Raw genomic sequence first — 1,353 nt, forward strand, 5'->3', positions numbered from 1 at the left:
TGCATGCCATACACCAAGCGGGGGGGATCAACTTGACCGAACATGAAGACAGTTGCGTCGTCTACGGCATGCCCCGTGCCGCCGTCAATCTGGGCGTGGTCGACAAGTTGGTCAAGCTCGATCAAATGCCCAAGGCCTTGCTGGAAGCCTTGGCCGAACTCCCCAAATGAGCCGCATCAACCCATGAACGACACGACAAACGCCTTCGACAAGCTTACACAGGCAGCACAAACACACACCGCCAAAACGCAAAACATGCTCCAAAGCGCCCGGCTTTTGGTGGTCGACGACAGCAAATTGATGCGCATGGGCATCTCCCGATCGCTGCGTCAATTGGGCGTCGAGCACATCGAACTGGCATCCAATGGCCGCGAAGCCCTGCAACTGCTCAGTCAAGAAGCATTTGACCTGATGCTGCTCGACGTCGAGATGCCCGAAATGACCGGCTTGGAAGTGCTGGCAGACATGCAAAACAAGCCCGAACTGCGCGGCTTTCCGGTGATTGTGATCTCAGGCGGACAAGACATCGAAGACGTCGTCCGCTGCATCGAAATGGGCGCAGAAGACTACCTGCCCAAACCCTTCAGTCCCGTGCTGCTCAAAGCCCGACTGACCACCTCCATTGAAAAAAAACGCTTGCGCGATCTGGAAACCATGCAGCGCCAACAGCTGCAAATACAGCACAAACAACTGGCGCATGAACAAAACAAAACGGAAAACCTGCTGCTCAACATCTTGCCCCAATCGGTCTCACAGCGGCTAAAAGGCGGTGAAAAGCGCATCGCCGACGCGCACCAGGATGTGTCGGTGCTGTTTGCCGACCTGGTCGGTTTCACCGAACTGTCCAAAGGCATGTCGGCTGCAAAACTGGTCGACATGCTCGATGAAATATTTTCTTCTTTTGACGACATTGTAGGCAATGCGGGTGTGGAAAAAATCAAAACCATCGGTGACTGCTACATGCTGGTGGGGGGTGTTCCCGAGCCCCGAGAAGACCATGCCCAGGCTGTTGTGAATGTGGCATTTGCCATGCTGTCAGCCCTCCAAAGCATCAACCATCAGCACGGCACGCAGCTGCAAATTCGGGTGGGCATCAACAGCGGCCCGGTCGTGGCGGGCGTTATCGGCATGCACAAATTCACCTACGACCTGTGGGGCAACACCGTCAACATTGCCAGTCGCATGGAATCAACCGGTGCCGTCGGCAAGATTCACATCTCACCGTCAACGGCTGAAAGACTCGACAACAAATTTGTTCTGCAAGAGCGAGGCGCCATCACCATCAAAGGCATCGGCCATCTGGAAACCTTCTTTGTTCAGGGCCAACGCGTCCCCTAAGCCCTGCCGCCCGTG

The 1,353-nt window shown here is 55.5% G+C and carries 2 protein-coding genes; both read left to right on the top strand.

Annotated features, from left to right (window positions below):
- Window positions 1-8 precede the first annotated feature (8 nt).
- Entirely contained in the window at window positions 9-170 is a 162-nt protein-coding gene (locus Q0341_RS15265) for a chemotaxis protein CheB (RefSeq protein WP_366522765.1), read from the top strand.
- 13 nt (window positions 171-183) lie between these two features.
- A complete protein-coding gene (locus Q0341_RS10360) occupies window positions 184-1,338 on the top strand; it encodes an adenylate/guanylate cyclase domain-containing protein (protein ID WP_299512921.1) in 1,155 nt (384 codons plus the stop codon).
- Window positions 1,339-1,353 lie beyond the last annotated feature (15 nt).

Source organism: uncultured Limnohabitans sp. (assembly GCF_937889215.1).
Classification (GTDB): domain Bacteria; phylum Pseudomonadota; class Gammaproteobacteria; order Burkholderiales; family Burkholderiaceae_C; genus Limnohabitans_A.

Bases quoted from the DNA above. Each gene is read 5' to 3' on its own strand.
- Q0341_RS10360 (WP_299512921.1), top strand. From the start codon at position 184: ATGAACGACACGACAAACGCCTTCGACAAGCTTACACAGGCAGCACAA.